The following is a 15,677-nucleotide window of genomic DNA, read 5'->3' on the forward strand; positions in this document are numbered from 1 at the left end:
CGCCGGCCGGCCCCGACGACGAACCGCGCTGCTGCACCGGTCGTTAACCGAACGCTCAGGACGGTTGCAGGTGCCGCCCACAGGGCTGTCAGGCGACCCGGCCAGCGTTGTCTCACGACCCACAGAAAGGACCAACGCATGATCGCAACACCGGACATCGACGAGATCATCGGAGCCGACGTGGTCGACGCCGAGAACAACAAGGTCGGCAAGGTCGGCCAGGTGTACCTCGACTCCGAGGACAACCACCCCAGCTGGGTCAGCGTGAAGACGGGCCTCTTCGGCACCTCCGAGACCCTCGTGCCCATCGGGGACGCGACCTGGGACCAGTCGGCCCTGCACGTCTCCTACGCGAAGGACCGTATCAAGGACGCCCCCCGGGTGGACCCCGACCAGGACCTCTCGCCCGAGGAGCAGGACCGCCTCTACAGCTACTACGAGCAGGGCGGCGCCTACACCGACTCCGTCGGCACGACGGCGACGGCTGGCGACTACAGCGACAGCAGCACCTCCGACTACACCGGCACCGAGGGCGCGACGTCCGTGCAGGGCGTGCAGATCGACGACGGCGCGAGCCGCGGCAGTACGGAGGTGCAGGACGCGACCGTCGTGTCGGACACCGCCGGAGGGCACGACACGTCCGGCCCGAACACCGACGACGCGATCACCCGTTCGGAGGAGCGCCTGAACGTCGGCACCCAGTCCGTTCAGACGGGCAGGGCCCGCCTGCGCAAGTACATCGTGACGGAGCAGCAGAGCGTGACCGTGCCTGTGACGCACGAGGAGGTCCGCGTCGAACGCGAACCGATCACCGACGCGAACGCGGCCGACGCCTACCGCGGCGCCGACCTCTCGGAAGAGCAGGCGGAGGTCACGCTGAACGAGGAGCGGGTCGTCGTCGACAAGGAGACGGTGCCCGTGGAGCGGGTCCGCCTGGAGAAGGACGTCGTCACCGAGAACCAGAACGTGACCGAAGACGTCCGCAAGGAGCAGATCGACTACGAGGACGGCACGCCGGGCACCCGAGCCTGACCCGCGCGGGTCCACCCCGAACGCCGCTCGCCGACTCCGGTGGGCGGCGTTCGCCGTCACCGATTGCCGAGTCCCTGCCGGCGATCCCGAGCACGACAGCAGGACCAGGTCTCTCAGGCAGGTCCCCTATCGACCGGCGACCTGCTGTCGGGACCCTGTCCTGCTGTCCTGCTGTGCGGGTCGGGTGTGTGGGGCTGAAAATGGAGGAGGGCCGGCGGTTCAACCGCCGGCCCTCCTCCACTCCGCCGCTCAGAGCGGGCGAATGTTCGCTGCCTGGGGGCCCTTCGTGCCCGGGGTGACCTCGAACTCGACGCGCTGGTTCTCCTCCAGGCTGCGGAAGCCGCGGCCGTCGATGGCGGAGTAGTGCGCGAACAGGTCGGGACCCTGGTCGTCGGGAGCGATGAAGCCGAAGCCCTTTTCGCTGTTGAACCACTTGACGGTGCCGGTTGCCATGCTTTGTTCTCGTTCCACAATCATTGAGGTGTCACTGTTGTGAGGTGTACCTCTTGGGGATCGCCGCGCCTACCGCGGCGGTCGCATCACGCTGCCTATACGCGTTCCAAGAAACGTCCGACCGCTCGCGCGGCGATTCCGTGTCGCACAACGCTCAACACAACTGCATCGCCATCTTATGGGAGACATCGCCCGTTCGGGAGCCCCGGATACCGCCCCATGATCCAGGTCGTCACCGGGTAGCGCCGCCATCCGCTTGACTTGGTTCGGCTCGTGTCCGAGTCGAACCCGCGGAGAGACGAGAAGGACGGCATGCGGCTATCGGTGATCGGGTGCGGGTATCTCGGCGCGGTGCATGCGGCGGCGATGGCCCAACTCGGCCACGACGTCGTCGGCATCGATGTGGACGGCGCCAAGGTGGCGGCGCTGTCGGCGGGGAGCGCGCCGTTCTTCGAGCCGGGGCTGGCCGACATCCTGCGCGCGTCGATCGGCTCGGGGCGGCTGCGATTCTCGACCGACATCGCCCTCGTTGCCGACGCCGAGGTGCATTTCGTCGCGGTCGGCACCCCGCAGGCCCGGGGCGGAGGCGCGGCCGACCTCACCTACGTGGACGCCGCCATCGAGTCGTTGCTGCCGCACCTGAAGGCCGGCTCGCTCGTCGCCGGCAAGTCCACGGTGCCGGTGGGCACCGCAGCTCGGCTGGCGGAGCGCCTGCAGACCGCCGGCACCGGGGCGATCCTCGCGTGGAACCCGGAATTCCTGCGCGAGGGCTACGCCGTGCAGGACACCATCTCGCCCGACCGCCTCGTGTACGGGCTGCCGGCCGACGACGGCCGCGAGCACGCGAAGGCGGCCCTCGACACCGTGTATGCGTCGGCGCTCGCCTCCGGCACCCCCGTCGTCGAGACCGACTACGCGACCGCGGAACTCGTCAAGGTGGCGGCCAACGCCTTTCTGGCGACCAAGATCTCGTTCATCAACGCGATGGCCGAGATCGCGGAGGTGACCGACGCCGACGTCACCGCCCTCGCCGACGCGATCGGTCATGACACCCGCATCGGCCGTCGGTTCCTGAACGCCGGCATCGGCTTCGGCGGCGGATGTCTGCCGAAGGACATTCGGGCCTTCACCGCCCGGGCGGAGGAGCTGGGCCGCGGCGAGAGCGTCGCGTTCCTCAAGGAGATCGACGCGATCAACATGCGCCGTCGCCAGCGTGCGGTCGATCTGGTCGTCGACGCCCTCGGGGGATCGGTCTACCGCAAGAAGGTGGCGGTGCTGGGGCTCGCGTTCAAGCCGGACTCCGACGACGTGCGGGACTCTCCGGCTCTCGACGTCGCGGTCCAGCTGAACGGCCTTGGCGCCCGCGTGATCGCGACCGATCCGGCGGCGATCCCCAATTCCATCCGGCTCCACCCTCAGCTGGGCTTCGCCACCGACACGATGGACGCCCTGCACGAGGCGGACGCGGTGGTGCTCGTCACGGAGTGGCGCGAGTATCGCGACCTCGATCCGGTGGTGACCGCCGCTCTGGTGCGGGACCCGGTGATCATCGACGGCCGCAACGTGCTGGACCCCGCGGTGTGGCGGGCGGCCGGCTGGCGCTACACCGGCATGGGACGGCCCTGACCGCAGGCGGCGTCTGACCAGGTCCCGGTCACGTGCGGCTGCGCGCGCAGCGGCAGGAGTCGCGGATCGGAGCGGAAGGGTCAGCGGGCGGAGCAGTCCGCCGGGGTCAGTCGCCGATGAAGCGCACGAGCTGTTCGGTGCGGTCCTGGCCGTGCACGATGAGGTGTACATCGCTGCGTCGCTGCAGATTCGGGCGGTCGTAGTAGGTGCGGGGCAGCACCACCGTGAAGTGCGATCCGGAGAAGACCGGATCCACGATGGTCACCTTGGCGCTGCCGCGGTCGGAGGCGATGCGGATGGGGCCCTGGTGGTTGCCGAGCAGCACCGGGCGCACCATCCTGACCGCGCCGCTGACCCGCTCCAGGTTGATGCCGACGCGGCCGTTGTCGGTGGCGATCGTGTCGATCAGCGTGATGCCCTGCACCTCCCAGAACGTGGCACCCATGCTGTAGCGGTTGTCGTGGAAGTAGCTGTCGCGGATCGTGATGTTCTTCGACACGTTCGCGCCGAACCCGGCGCCGCCCACTCCTGCCCCGTCCACCTCCACCCGGGTGTAGACGGAGCCGTTCGTGCGGTAATCGTTCAGGCCGAACGTCTCCCCGGGCGGTGACGACGACGAGCCGGGCACGCCCTGCACCTTGACGTCGTGCACGTCGAGCCGGTCGGCGTGGTCGATTCGCAGCCCGTTGTACAGGTGGCCCTGGTTCGTGCCGCGAAGGGTGAAGCCGCTGACGGTCAGGTCGTCGCCGGTCAGGCGCACGAGCGACAGCTGGTTGGTCGCCGGGAAGGCGCGGGGGATCATCGCCTTCTTCGTCGAGGTGTGCGCCTTCATCTGCAACACGGTCCGGCCCACGCCCGACCCGCGCAGCCCGGTGATCCACGCCGCGACCCCGTTCCAGGTCCCGCCGGTGCCCGCGTCGAAGTCCGTGAACGTGTAGATCCCGGCGCGCAGCGCCACCTGATGGCCGGCCGGAGCGCCGTTCAATGTCGCGGAGAGGTTGGACCGCTTCACGAGGGTCTCGAACTGGCTGATCGTGGGCCCCTTCGGCCCGGTCGTCACCTTCGGCTCCCAGTAGGTGGGGATGTCGCCGACGTCCGTCTGGACGGTCGCCTTCGCCGTGGGCTGCGGAGTCGGCCCTGGTGTCGAAGTGGCCTGCGGTGTTTCAGAGGTCGGCCTGGGGGGACCCGGCAGGTCGGTGGCGCAGCCGCCTAGGCCGAGCGCCACCGTCAGCGCCAGGCAGGCGGCGCGCAGGAGGATCCTCACGGTGGGCACGACGGGACATGCCTTTCGGCGGTCGACAACAGGGGCCCGGGTCCGGCCCCGCGTTCAGTGTAGGTGCGCCGCCGGCGGCAGGACGGGGGCCGCCGACCGGCAGACGGGCCGCCTCCGAGTGCTCAGCCGACCCACTGGACCACCTGGTCGGTGCGATCGACGCCGTGCACCAGGACGCGGATGTCGCTGCGTTTCTGATCGTTGTGCGAGCCCATGTAGTGCGGCTGCAGCATGATCCGCAGCTTGGATCCGGAGTACTCCGGATCGATGATCGTGTACCGGGTGCTGCCGCGGTCCGAGCCGATGTGCAGGTCCACCTTGTTGCCGTGGAAGACGGGCCGGTCGATCAGCACCGAGCCGCTCGTTCGCTCGAAGTTCAGGCCGGTCTTGTTGTCGGTCGAGATCACGTGCTTCAGCGTGATGCCGTGCGTCTCCCAGAAGGCGGCCCCGGCGCTGTGCGGGTTGTCGTGCAGGTACGAGTCGACGATCGTGACGTCCTTCGACATGTTGGTGCCGATCCCGGTCGCGCCGACCCCCGATCCGTCCACCTCCACACCGTCGTAGACGGTCCCCGATGTCCGGAAGTCGTTGATGCCGAACGTCTCGCCCGGATTGACGTGGTCGTCCCCCGGAATGGCCTTGACTCGCACATTCGTCAGTCGCGCATCATGCGTTTTCGACAATCGCAGTCCGTTGTAGAGATGACCCTGCTTCGTGCCGAGCAACGTGAAATCGGAGAGGTTCGGGGAACCGCCGACCCGCATGAGCGACAACTGATTCGTGGAGCCTTTGGCGCGCGAGGCGTGGGAGCCCTTTGTGGAGGAATGCGGCGTCATCTCCAGGATGGTGCGCGCGGTGCCGTCGCCGTGGATGCCGGCGCCGCCCAGGGACACGCCGAGCAGGTCGTCCGTGAAGTTGGAGAAGCGGAACGCTCCGGTGCCGAGACGCAGGGTGGCGGACGGCGAGACGTGGCGGACCAGGGTGCGGAGCGGTGCGGCCGGAATCGGATTCGCTGTCGGGCTGGGCGTCGGCGTCGCGCTGTGGGTGGGTGCCGGGCGGGGTACAGGCGTACCCGTGGGCGTCGATGTTGGCGGGCTCGGTGTCCGCGTGGGCGTGGGATCGGCGGAGGCCGTGGGCGCGGGCGCGGCTGTCGGTGTCGGTGTCGGCGTTGCGGTCGGTGCGGGACCGAGCGACGCGACAGGTGCGGGCTGAGTGCTCGGGTTGGCCGGGCTGCTCGGGAAGACAGGGCTTGTCGGATGGGTCCGGCGGTGGCTGTTCAGCTGTCCGTTCAGGTCGCGTTCCGATCGGCGCGGTACCGGAGTCGGTGCGGCGGTCGGTCCAGCAGTCGGTGTCGGGGTGGGGCTCGGAGTCGGCTGCGGCCGGGGTGCGTCGCCGAGCCCGGGAACGGGCACGGTGTGTGCGGGCTGGGACGGGGCCGGCGTTGCTCCGATGGTCGGGCGGACCACGGGCCCGACGCTTCGACGCACGGGGATGCCGATCGGGCGGCAGGAGCCGAGAACCTGGCCGGCGCGCAGGCCGGGAGACGCGGTGTCGATGCGGGTGGTCGGCGTCGCCGTGCGCAGTGGGACGACGCCCGCCCCGGCCGCGGCCTGCTGCCCGGGGAGCAGGATCGCGCCGGTGGTGACGACGCCCAGCACGGCCACCGCGTAGGTGGCCGCGGTGCGCTGCTGTCGGGTCCTGCGGTCGGCGGTCTGCTGCGTCCGGCGCGGCACAGCCGCTGGCGAGGGCACCGCGCGGCGCGGCGCGCGCTCGAACGAGGAGCGGCTCTCGGCCGTGGCGCTTCTGGGGCGGACCGCGAGCGCCGCCATGCCGGTGTCCGCCGGCGGATTCGCCCGTCCGATATGAGCGGTGCGCGAAGTGCTGCGTCGGCTGCTCGATTCCGGTGCCGTGCGGGACAGCGCGGACGGGAGAGTGACGGTCGGCGCGGTGAAGGACGACGGCACGTAGCCGTCGACCGCGTCGATCGGCAGCGCCGCCGCGTGCCGGCCCTGACGCTCCGAGGGTTCCGACGGTGCCGACCCGGCGGCGTGGCGGCCTGCGCCGGTCATCGGTCGCGCCGAGCGGCTGCCGCCCCACACTCGGCTCCGCAGGTCCGGGAAAGGCTGCTTCGGTGCTGCATGTGCTGATTCCTCTGAGCTGATTCTTCGGGGCTGATTCTTCAAGGCGCTATGAAGGAAAAGGATCCGGCGGGTCCGCATCTGAGGGGTGACGGTAATCGCGCCGTGACGCGCTCGGCAATTCAGAAACGGCTTCGCCGACCAATTCGCCTCAGGGTCAACCAGAGGATGACGCGAATTCGCGGACGAATATCGAATTCACCCGCGTGTCCGCCGCCCAGGACGCCGACCCTGTGAGAAAACCCGCCGTGCTCCGTCGCCGGCGACGTGACCGGCTCGGACGGGCGGCCGGGGTCGACCGCCTGGAGTCGACGGGCCCGGAAGGCACGGTCTAGCGTGATCGGGATGGACCAGGCGCAGACCGGCACCGGGGCGCGGCCCGCGCTCGTCGCGTTCGACCTCGACGACACTCTGGCGCCCTCCAAGGCGCCGCTGCCCGATCCCGTGCGCGAGGCGCTGGTGCACCTGCTCGGCGTGGTGCCGGTGTGCGTGATCTCCGGCGGCCAGATCGACCAGTTCCGCCGGCAGGTCGTGGAGCGCCTCGGCGCCCTCCCGCCGGAGCGGGCCGCGCGCCTGCACCTGATGCCCACCTGCGGCACCCAGTACTGGCTGGTGACGGACGGGCAGCTCTCCCGCGTCTACGCGGAGGACCTGAGCGAGGCAGAGAAGCAGGCCGCCATCGTCGCCCTGGAGCAGGAGTCACGCCGATTGGGTCTGTGGGCGGCCACGACCTGGGGGCCGGCCATCGAGGACCGCGGGTCGCAGATCACCTACTCCGCCCTCGGCCAGCAGGCGCCGCTGCCCGAGAAGACCGCGTGGGACCCCGACGGCGCCAAGAAGAACGCGCTGCGGGCCGCCGTGCAGCAGCGGGTCCCCGACCTGGAGGTGCGCTCCGGCGGCTCCACCTCGGTGGACGTGACCCGGCGGGGCATCGACAAGGCCTACGGGATGCGGCGCCTCGCCGAGCTGACCGGTATCGCGCTGGCCGAGATGCTGTTCGTCGGTGACCGGCTGGACCCGGACGGCAACGACTACCCGGTGAAGGCGCTGGGTGTCCCCACCCGAGCGGTCACCGGATGGGAGCAGACGGTCGGCGTGATCGACGACGTGATCGCGGGCCTCACCGCCTCCTGACCGCGGTCAACCGGTCGCCAGGGGGCGGATGAGGTCGGGGGAGTTGTTGCGCACGTTGCCGACGGCGCGGTCCACTTCGTAGTGGGTCAGCGTCTCGGCCACCTGCATCGACTCCGCTTCGAGCAGCCGCAGCAGCTGGTCGGGCGACGAGTCGGCGCGCAGCCACTCGTCATAGCCGTCCGGGGTGAGGCAGGCCGGCATGCGGTCGTGCACCTCGCCCGGAGCGACGTGCGCGTCGCGCGTGATGATCGCCATGGAGAGCCGCCACCGGTCCGGGTCGTCGCGGGGCAGCGCCGGGTCGGCCCAGGCGCTGAGCACGCCGGCCATCGCCAGCGCCGCATCCGGTGCGCCGATGAAGTGCGGCTGCTTGCCGCCCGCAGTGATCGTCCACTCGTAGTAGCCGATCGCGGGCACGACGCAGCGCGCCTGCGCGAACGCGCGACGGAACATGCCGGAGGCCCCGACGGTCTCCAGCCGGGCGTTGATCGGCTGCGGCTTGGCCCTCGCATCCTTCGCCCAGCCCGGCAGGAACCCCCAGGACGCCCGGGTGACGGCCCGCTGCTCGTGCCGCTCGCGCACCACCGGCACGAGCGCCGTAGGAGCGACGTTGTAGTCGTCGTTCAGATCGCCGGAGTCCGCGAGCAGATCGGGCAGCAGGTCGGCGACCGCTCTCGTCACCACGTACCGGCCGCACACGACCGCCATTGTCTCGTGATGCAGAACCCGTGCGCACGGCGGCGCAGCAGCCGCGGTTCACGTGTCGTTCCGGTAACGAGGGGTACCCGTTCGGGGGGCACGCGGATACGGTTGGACCCGGCCAGGGAACGCAGGGACCTCGACGAAGCGGTCCGATGATTCCGGGCCCCGCAGCACCGAACAGCACGGCGATCAACCGGCTCCTTCCACCCGTTCCGGGTGCCCCTTCGGCCTCTTCTGCCGAACCTCATCCCGCCGACTGGAACGGCAGGCATGCATATGACCAGTTTCGTGAGCGACGATCCCGGCACCCGAGACGACTCCGGCACCCGAGACGACTCCACCCAGGCCGGTGCCGCGTCCCCGCAGCGGCCCGCCGCCCAGCACGTCGCCGCACGGTCCGTCGCGGTCGAGTGGCGGTCCACCACCAAGGGCCTGTGGATCGGGCGGGCGGGCGACCGCCACATGGGGATGATCGAGCACGGTCGCGACTACGCCGTCACCGACGCCGACGGACGGCGCCGCGGCTCGTACCGCAGCCTGAACGCGGCAAGGGCGTCCACCGCCGTCGAGGACGCCGGTGCCGGCGAGTTCGCTGCCGACGTCGCGCCGGCCTGGGAGGGCATCGCACTCGCGACCACGATCATCGGGGCGGCGACCGTGCTGCTCGCCGCGTACGGGCTGACCCTGCTCTGAGCCGTCGGAGGCCCGTCCTAGGCTCTGGCGCATGACGGGCTTTCGCACATGACGTGGTTGGTCACCGGCGGGGCCGGCTACATCGGGGCGCACGTGGTGCGGGCGCTGCTCGCCGCGGGCATCGACGCGATCGTCTATGACGACCTGTCCACGGGCCGAGCAGCCTTCGTACCGAGCGACGCCCGACTCGTCCGCGGCACCATCCTGGATGGCCGCCTGCTGAGCGACACCCTGACCGAGCACGCGGTCCAGGGCGTCGTGCACGTAGCCGGCTTCAAATACGCCGGCGTCTCGGTGCAGCGGCCGCTGCACACGTACGAGCAGAACGTCACCGGTACGGCCGTGCTGCTCGGCGCGATGGCGCAGGCGGGTGTCGAGCGAATCGTGTTCTCCTCCTCCGCCGCCGTGTACGGCACCCCCGACACCGACCTGGTCACCGAGGACACCCCCAAGCGGCCGGAGTCGCCGTACGGGCAGTCCAAGCTGATCGGCGAGTGGCTGCTGGCCGACCAGCACGTCGCCGCCGGTCTGCAACACACCTCCCTGCGCTACTTCAACGTCGTCGGATCCGGCGACCCGGCCGTGTACGACGTCAGCCCGCACAACCTGTTTCCCCTGGTCTTCGACGCCCTGCTCGATGGTCGCACCCCCCGCATCAACGGCGACGACTATCCGACGCCCGACGGCACCTGCGTGCGGGATTACCTGCATGTGGCCGACCTGGCGCAGGCGCATGTGGCGGCGGCGCGACGACTGTCGGCGGGCGAGCCAATGGAACCCGTGTACAACCTGGGATCGGGCGACGGAGTGAGCGTCGGCGAGATCATGCGCACCATGGCGCAGGTGACCGGCATCGAATTCACCCCCGAGATCGCCGCGCGCCGTCCGGGCGACCCGGCGCGCATCGTCGCTTCCGGCGAGCTCGCGGCGCGCGACCTGGACTGGCGCATGCGCCACACACTGCAGCAGATGGTGCAGAGCGCCTGGGACGCCCGCCGACGTGCGGAGGCCGGCTGAAGCTGCCGGCGGCGATACCTCGACTTGGCGACGCCGACCCGACAGCGCCGCCCGCACCACTGTTCCACTGATTCGTTCGAACATCCTTTCGGCGACACGCCGCGCGGTCCGTTCTCGTTTGTGAACATCGTGTTACCGGCGTCTGGGAGCCCCTCGGCGTGTCGTGGGACTTCGAGCAGCGGTTGAGAGTTGTGCGTCTGCCGTGAGCCGTGCGGCACTGAAGACGAAACGCCCGTTCACGGCCCTGAATGCGGCCTTCGCAGAGGCTTCCGGTGCCCTTGTTGCCGGACCGTGATCTTCTGTGTTACGGCGTGGCGCACTGCGACGAAATGCGCCGCGAGGGATAACGAGCGCCCCTTGACGCCTGAGAACGACATGTGTGTAATTACCCACACGCTTTCCGGGCGCGGGGCTCGGAAACGTATTTGTGAGAGGACGATCTTCTATGACCGTTTCCGACTTCCAGGCTTCGGTGCCGAACGACTGGTTCGTCGATCCGATCAACCTGGGTGTCCCGGGGGTTCGTCGCGTCGCTGCCGACGACGAGAACCCCTTGGCGTGGCAGGCCGACTCGCTCTGCGCACAGACCGATCCGGAGGCGTTCTTCCCCGAGAAGGGCGGATCCACGCGGGAGGCGAAGAAGATCTGCACATCGTGCGAGGTGCGTTCCCAGTGCCTGGAGTACGCGCTCCAGAACGACGAGCGGTTCGGCATCTGGGGTGGCCTCAGCGAACGCGAGCGCCGCAAACTGCGCAAGGCCAGCTGACCCGCGCGTCAAGCGGGCATCGCTACATCGCACACCGCAGCACTGGAGCGGGCGCGAGGATCGCTGATCCCGCGCCCGCTTTCCTTCGCCGTCGAGAGAGCCGAAGGATTTGCAATACCCTCCGAACGGGGGGCACGTGAAGGCCTTTCGATAAGAGACGTATTCGACGGCCTTCGGGTGAGTTCGCCACTCAGGCAGGCAGAACGGCGGCCGCCGGACCCGTCACCGACGCAGCACCGACGCCCGGGCGGCGGTGCCCGGCGGGTCGGCCTGGCCGCACGATGGCACACCCGTACCGTGGGCAGGTGACGCCCACCGTGACAGCGATTCTCGTCGCGGCAGACGGCGCCGACTATCTGCGTCTCACCCTGCAGGCGATCGCGGCTCAGACGCGTCGACCGGATCGCCTGCTGGTCGCGCAGGTCGGCGCCAATCCGGTGACGAGCGGCGTGATCACCGCCAGCGCGCCCGCGGAGCACGTGCGGATCGGCGCCCGGGCCGGTTTCGGCGCCGGGATCGAGGCCGCCCTGCAGGCGGGCGGCCCGCCGGCGTCGGAGGGCGACTGGCTGTGGCTGCTGACGACGGACTCCGCGCCCGCGCCGGATGCGCTCGAGCGGCTGCTGGTCGCCGTCGACGCGGCACCGTCGGTGATGATCGCCGGGCCCAAGCAGATGCAGTGGGACGCCCCGGACTACCTGCACTCCTACGGCGAGTCGATGACGCCGTTCGGCACCGCGGTCGAACTGGCGGAGCCGGAGTTGGACCAGGCCCAGTACGACCGGACGAGCGACGTGCTCGGCGTCGCGGCCGGCGGGATGCTGGTGCGCGACAGCCTGTGGCGGCAGCTGGGCGGGTTCGATCCGGCTCTGCGCGCCGTCGACGACGCCCTGGACTTCTGCGTGCGCGCACGCCTCGCCGGGCACCGCATCCAGCTGGTCCCAGCGGCCCGCGTGCGCTCAGCCGGACCGGCCGGTCCCGGTTCGCGCCTGCTCGGCGCCGCCGCGACCCCCGGCCGCCGGGCCCGCTTCGCGCGGGCCGCCCAACTGTACCGACGCCTGGTGTACGCGTCGCCGGTGCTGCTGCCGGTGCACTGGCTGAGCATCCTTCCGCTCGGCGTCGTCCGCGCGATCGGCCAGCTGCTGCGCAAGCGGCCCGGAGCAGCGCCGGCCGAGCTCGTCGCGGCGATCGTCGCGTTCACGACCTGCTTCGCCGGCGTCGCGCGCGCCCGGCACCGGCTGCGGCGGACACGGGTGACGGGCTGGGCGGCGATCGAGCCCCTGCGGCTGTCGTGGAGCGACGTGCGCCACCGCCGCGCGCTGCTGCGCGACAACGGCCGCGATCCCGGGCGTCGTCTGCCTGTGCGGTTCTTCACCGGCGGCGGCTTCACCGTCGTACTGGTGACGGCGGTGGTCGGCCTCGTGCTCGCCTGGCCCCGGGTCGGGGCGAGCGCGCTGAGCGGAGGCGGCCTGCTGCCGCTCGGCGATCTGCGCTCGCTCTGGGCGTCGGTCGGCTGGGGCTGGCATCCGCTCGGCACCGGATTCACCGGCCCCGCCGATCCGTTCGCCCTCGTGCTCGCGGTGCTCGGCTCGATCACCTTCTGGCATCCCTCGGCCGCCCTCGTCGGCCTCTGGGTACTCGCGCCGGCGATCGCGGCCCTCGGCGGCTGGCTCGCCGCCAGCCGCTGGACCCTCCGCCCGGGGCTGCGGGTCGTCGGCGCGCTCGCCTGGGTGCTGGCGCCCACCCTGCTGGTCGCGCTCGACACGGGGCGGCCCGCGGCGGTGCTCGTGCACCTGGCGGCACCCTTCGCCTTGCTGGCCGCCACCGCCGCACGCCGGTCGTGGACCGCCTCGGCGACTCTCGCCCTGCTGGCCGCCCTGATGCTCGCGTGCGCGCCGTCGCTGCTGCCGCTGTTCGTGCTCGCCTGGGTGGTCGCCCTGGTCGCGACGATGCTCGGTGCCGATCGTCGTCGCATCGTCCGGTTGCTGCCGCTGCCGCTGCCGGCCGTGGTGCTGATCGCGCCGGTCGCCCTGCAGCAGGCGCGCCTTGGTCACGCGCTCGCCGTGCTGGCGGACCCCGGAGTCGTGCTGCCCGCCTCCGCCGCGCCCGATCTGGCCGGTCTGCCGGCGCCGATCGTGCAGCTCGTCCAACTGTTCACCGGCTGGCCGGAGTGGCTGGGGCAGACGTGGGCCGTGCTGGCGGCCCCCACGGGGCTGACCGGTGCAGCCGCGGTGGCGGTGGTGCTGGCGCTCGTGCTGCCGTTGCTGCTCCTCGGCGCCGTGGGACTGCTCTGGCCCCGGCGCACCCTGCCGTTCCGGGCCGGACTGATCGGTGCGGGGGCGCTGCTGCTGGCGGTGCTCGACACGCGCTTCGTCGTCGCGGGGGTGGGCATCCAGCCGGTCGCTCTCTGGCCGGGCGCCGCCCTCAGCCTGACCTGGCTCGGCCTGATCGAGTGCGCGGTCGGCGGCCTCGATCGGCTCGCCTCGGGAGTGCGCCTGGAATCCGGCGCGCGCGCAGCCGGAGCCGTCCGCGCCGCCCGGCCGGCGTTCGCCGCCGGGGTCGGCCTGCTGGCGGTCGCCTGCCTGGCCGTCGCCGGAGCACCACTGCTGGTCGCCGCCCTCGCCGGCACGTCGCCCGTCCGGGCGGGTGCCGCGACCACGGCGCCGGCGCTCGTGGCCGCCGAGGCCGCTCGTCGGCCGTCGATCGGCCTGCTCACGCTGACCGGCCAGCCCGACGGCGGTGTCCGTCAGCAGCTGTCCCGGGGGAGCGGCCGCACCCTGGAGCAGCTGTCCACTCTGCAGACCACGGGCACCGTCCCGGACGACCTGGCCGCTGCGCGGGTCGCCGCCGCGCTGGTGCAACCTTCCGGCGACGACGTGCGCACCGACCTGGCCGCACTGGGGGTGGAGTACGTGCTGCTGCGTCCGGCCGCTGCGGATGCGGACGCGGCGAGCCGTGCGGTGACCGCCCAGGCCGCGGCGGTGCTCGGCTCCAGCGACGTGTTCGCGGCGGCCTCGCGCACCGCCTCCGGCACCTTGTACCGGGTCGCATCCCCGATGCCGCGAGTGGTGGTGCAGGGACCCGCCAACACGGGTACCCCGGTCGGCCTGGCTGTCCTGGCGATCCAGGTCCTGGTGCTCGCACTCACGCTGCTGCTGGCCCTGCCCACCGGCCGGCTCGCGGCCAGGTTCCGGCCGGACGCTGCCCTGGCCGCGCCGCGCAGCGATGTGCAGGCGACGCGGCGCGCGCAGGAATCCCTCGGCCGTCCGCTGGCGCTCGGCCCGCGTCCGCTGGCCGCACCGCGCGAGGTCGTCCCGTGAGCCGACGGTCGGTCGGTGCTGTCGTTGCGGTGCTCGCCGGCGCTGCGGCCGCCGCGCTCGGTTCGCAGGTGCCCGTATTCGGCGCCGTGCCCGAGGGGCGGACGGTCACGCCGGCCGCCGCGGTGGTGCGACTGGTCTGTCCTGGTGCCGTGGTCGAGGTCGGTGCGGACGGCGGCACGGCGAACGCCGTCACCGCGGTCGGCAGCCCCCGGCGGACGAGCGGTACCCCGGGCGGTGCGTCATCCACCACCGCACCCCGCACCGCGCGACTGAGCGACGGGCCGATCGTCGGCACCCGTGCCTCCGCCCCCCGCCTGGTGTCCGGCGGGCCGACCGTCGTGGCAGCGCAGTCGCAGGTGGTCACGACCGGAGACGCCACAGGCTTCGCGGCGTCCGCCTGCCGCGCCCCGGGGACGGGGGCCTGGTTCGCCGCGGGGGCCACGAGCACGGGCCGCGTGCAGGTGCTGCTGCTGACGAACGCCTCCCGCGTCGCCGCAAGCGTCACGACTGCGGTGTGGACGGAGCGCGGACCGGTGGCCGGGTCCACGGGCGCGGTGCAGGTGCCGGCCCGCAGCACCCGCGCAGTCCCCGTCGCGTCGCTCGCGCCCGGTGCCGCCGCGGTCGCCCTGCACGTGACGAGCACCGGTGGCCTGATCACCGCGTCGGTCGAACAGCGGGTCGTGCGCGGCCTGGAGTCCGGCGGCGTGGACCTCTCGGGCGCGACGATCGCCCCGGCGACCGTGCAGGTGATCCCCGGCGTGCGCATCCTGCACGGCTCGGCCGTGGCCGCGGCGAGCGGGGAGCAGGATTCCGGCGATCTGGCGCCGGTGGCGCGAGTGCTGGTCCCCGGGTCCGCCGACGCCGACGTGCGCGTCACCGCGGTCGGCGCGGACGGCGTCGCGGGTGGTGCCGCGGTCGCTCGGCATGTGGACGCCGGCACGGTCACTGACATCCCGCTCGGTGGCCTGACCGACGGCACGTTCACCGTCACGATGCGCTCGACCAGGCCGCTGATCGCCGCGGTGCGTGCGGCCGTGATCAACGCCGGCGTGCAGGCCACCAACACCCAGGCCACCAGTGCCCAGGCCGCGAACGGTGGGAGCGCCACCGCGAGTTCGGGAACCGAGGTCGGGATCGACGGGGCCACGACTGCACCGGTGACCGGATCCGGGCGCGGGATCGACATCGCGTGGTTCGTCGCGGCGCCGGAGCTCGGCGGAGCCACGTCGGTCGCGGTGCCCGATGGCCCCGCGGCGCTGCTCAGCCTGACCAACCCCACCACCGCCGCCGCGCACGTGACCCTGGCCGGAGCGACCGGCACGACCGTCGATGTGCCGGCCGGACGCACGATCGCGGTGCCGGTGTCGGACGGCGTGCTGACCGTCGCGGGAACGGCCGGGCTGCGGGGCGCGCTCAGCTGGGCGGGTCCCGGGGCGCTCGCCGGCCTGCCCCTGCAACCGGCCGCGCCGGCCGCGCGCGCAGTCCATGTGACCGGTTGAACCGACGCCGGTCGATGCCGACCTGCGGGC

Annotated in this window: 12 protein-coding genes; 8 read left to right on the top strand and 4 right to left on the bottom strand. The window is 71.8% G+C overall.

The window, feature by feature from the left end:
- The first annotated feature begins 138 nt into the window (after positions 1–138).
- Complete coding sequence (locus ACFE7H_RS00725; protein ID WP_375399276.1) at positions 139–1,032, top strand: DUF2382 domain-containing protein; 894 nt, start codon at positions 139–141, stop codon at positions 1,030–1,032.
- 249 nt (positions 1,033–1,281) lie between these two features.
- Here ACFE7H_RS00725 and ACFE7H_RS00730 read toward each other — a convergent pair whose 3' ends face one another.
- Positions 1,282–1,485, bottom strand: coding sequence for a cold-shock protein (locus ACFE7H_RS00730; RefSeq protein ID WP_375399277.1), 204 nt, complete (start codon positions 1,483–1,485; stop codon positions 1,282–1,284).
- A gap of 312 nt (positions 1,486–1,797) precedes the next feature.
- Here ACFE7H_RS00730 and ACFE7H_RS00735 point away from each other — a divergent pair, with 312 nt between their 5' ends.
- Entirely contained in the window at positions 1,798–3,111 is a 1,314-nt protein-coding gene (locus ACFE7H_RS00735; protein ID WP_375399278.1) for a UDP-glucose dehydrogenase family protein, read from the top strand.
- Between the two features lie 106 nt (positions 3,112–3,217).
- Here the strand turns inward: ACFE7H_RS00735 and ACFE7H_RS00740 are convergent, their stop codons facing one another.
- Positions 3,218–4,375, bottom strand: a complete 1,158-nt coding sequence (locus ACFE7H_RS00740) for a right-handed parallel beta-helix repeat-containing protein (RefSeq protein WP_375399279.1) — start codon at positions 4,373–4,375, stop codon at positions 3,218–3,220.
- A gap of 131 nt (positions 4,376–4,506) precedes the next feature.
- Positions 4,507–6,453: a hypothetical protein gene (locus ACFE7H_RS00745; RefSeq protein ID WP_375399280.1), complete on the bottom strand. Its 1,947-nt coding sequence runs from the start codon at positions 6,451–6,453 to the stop codon at positions 4,507–4,509.
- A gap of 414 nt (positions 6,454–6,867) precedes the next feature.
- Between ACFE7H_RS00745 and ACFE7H_RS00750 the strand changes: the two genes are divergently transcribed.
- On the top strand, positions 6,868–7,656 hold the full coding sequence (locus ACFE7H_RS00750) for an HAD-IIB family hydrolase (RefSeq protein ID WP_375399281.1): 789 nt from the start codon (positions 6,868–6,870) through the stop codon (positions 7,654–7,656).
- A 6-nt stretch (positions 7,657–7,662) separates the two neighbouring features.
- Here the strand turns inward: ACFE7H_RS00750 and ACFE7H_RS00755 are convergent, their stop codons facing one another.
- Positions 7,663–8,361 carry an SOS response-associated peptidase gene (locus tag ACFE7H_RS00755; protein WP_375399282.1) on the bottom strand — a complete coding sequence of 233 codons (699 nt, stop codon included), beginning with the start codon at positions 8,359–8,361 and terminating at the stop codon, positions 7,663–7,665.
- Positions 8,362–8,631: 270 nt separating this feature from the next.
- Here ACFE7H_RS00755 and ACFE7H_RS00760 point away from each other — a divergent pair, with 270 nt between their 5' ends.
- The 5 genes from ACFE7H_RS00760 to ACFE7H_RS00780 all read left to right on the top strand — a co-directional run bounded on the left by ACFE7H_RS00760 (position 8,632) and on the right by ACFE7H_RS00780 (position 15,647).
- Positions 8,632–9,048, top strand: a complete 417-nt coding sequence (locus tag ACFE7H_RS00760) for a hypothetical protein (protein ID WP_375399283.1) — start codon at positions 8,632–8,634, stop codon at positions 9,046–9,048.
- Positions 9,049–9,096: 48 nt separating this feature from the next.
- Positions 9,097–10,065 (top strand): UDP-glucose 4-epimerase GalE, encoded by a 969-nt coding sequence (gene galE / locus ACFE7H_RS00765; RefSeq protein WP_375399284.1) that lies wholly within the window; start codon positions 9,097–9,099, stop codon positions 10,063–10,065.
- Positions 10,066–10,510: 445 nt separating this feature from the next.
- Positions 10,511–10,831 carry a WhiB family transcriptional regulator gene (locus ACFE7H_RS00770; RefSeq protein ID WP_375399285.1) on the top strand — a complete coding sequence of 107 codons (321 nt, stop codon included), beginning with the start codon at positions 10,511–10,513 and terminating at the stop codon, positions 10,829–10,831.
- Between the two features lie 305 nt (positions 10,832–11,136).
- A complete protein-coding gene (locus tag ACFE7H_RS00775) occupies positions 11,137–14,148 on the top strand; it encodes a glycosyltransferase (RefSeq protein ID WP_375399286.1) in 3,012 nt (1,003 codons plus the stop codon).
- On the top strand, positions 14,145–15,647 hold the full coding sequence (locus ACFE7H_RS00780; RefSeq protein ID WP_375399287.1) for a DUF5719 family protein: 1,503 nt from the start codon (positions 14,145–14,147) through the stop codon (positions 15,645–15,647). The genes ACFE7H_RS00775 and ACFE7H_RS00780 overlap by 4 nt, the downstream gene beginning before the upstream one ends.
- The last annotated feature ends 30 nt before the right edge of the window (positions 15,648–15,677 follow it).

Origin of the sequence: uncultured Amnibacterium sp., assembly GCF_964250715.1 — a bacterium.
In the GTDB taxonomy this organism is placed as follows: Bacteria; Actinomycetota; Actinomycetes; order Actinomycetales; family Microbacteriaceae; genus Amnibacterium.

What these genes read in the sequence shown, in the direction of transcription:
- ACFE7H_RS00760 (WP_375399283.1), top strand. Translation starts at nt 8,632, where the DNA reads ATGACCAGTTTCGTGAGCGACGATCCCGGCACCCGAGACGACTCCGGC.
- ACFE7H_RS00750 (WP_375399281.1), top strand. Translation starts at nt 6,868, where the DNA reads ATGGACCAGGCGCAGACCGGCACCGGGGCGCGGCCCGCGCTCGTCGCG.
- ACFE7H_RS00745 (WP_375399280.1), bottom strand. Translation starts at nt 6,453, where the DNA reads ATGACCGGCGCAGGCCGCCACGCCGCCGGGTCGGCACCGTCGGAACCC.
- ACFE7H_RS00755 (WP_375399282.1), bottom strand. Translation starts at nt 8,361, where the DNA reads ATGGCGGTCGTGTGCGGCCGGTACGTGGTGACGAGAGCGGTCGCCGAC.
- ACFE7H_RS00725 (WP_375399276.1), top strand. Translation starts at nt 139, where the DNA reads ATGATCGCAACACCGGACATCGACGAGATCATCGGAGCCGACGTGGTC.
- ACFE7H_RS00770 (WP_375399285.1), top strand. Translation starts at nt 10,511, where the DNA reads ATGACCGTTTCCGACTTCCAGGCTTCGGTGCCGAACGACTGGTTCGTC.
- ACFE7H_RS00730 (WP_375399277.1), bottom strand. Translation starts at nt 1,485, where the DNA reads ATGGCAACCGGCACCGTCAAGTGGTTCAACAGCGAAAAGGGCTTCGGC.
- ACFE7H_RS00735 (WP_375399278.1), top strand. Translation starts at nt 1,798, where the DNA reads ATGCGGCTATCGGTGATCGGGTGCGGGTATCTCGGCGCGGTGCATGCG.
- galE (WP_375399284.1), top strand. Translation starts at nt 9,097, where the DNA reads ATGACGTGGTTGGTCACCGGCGGGGCCGGCTACATCGGGGCGCACGTG.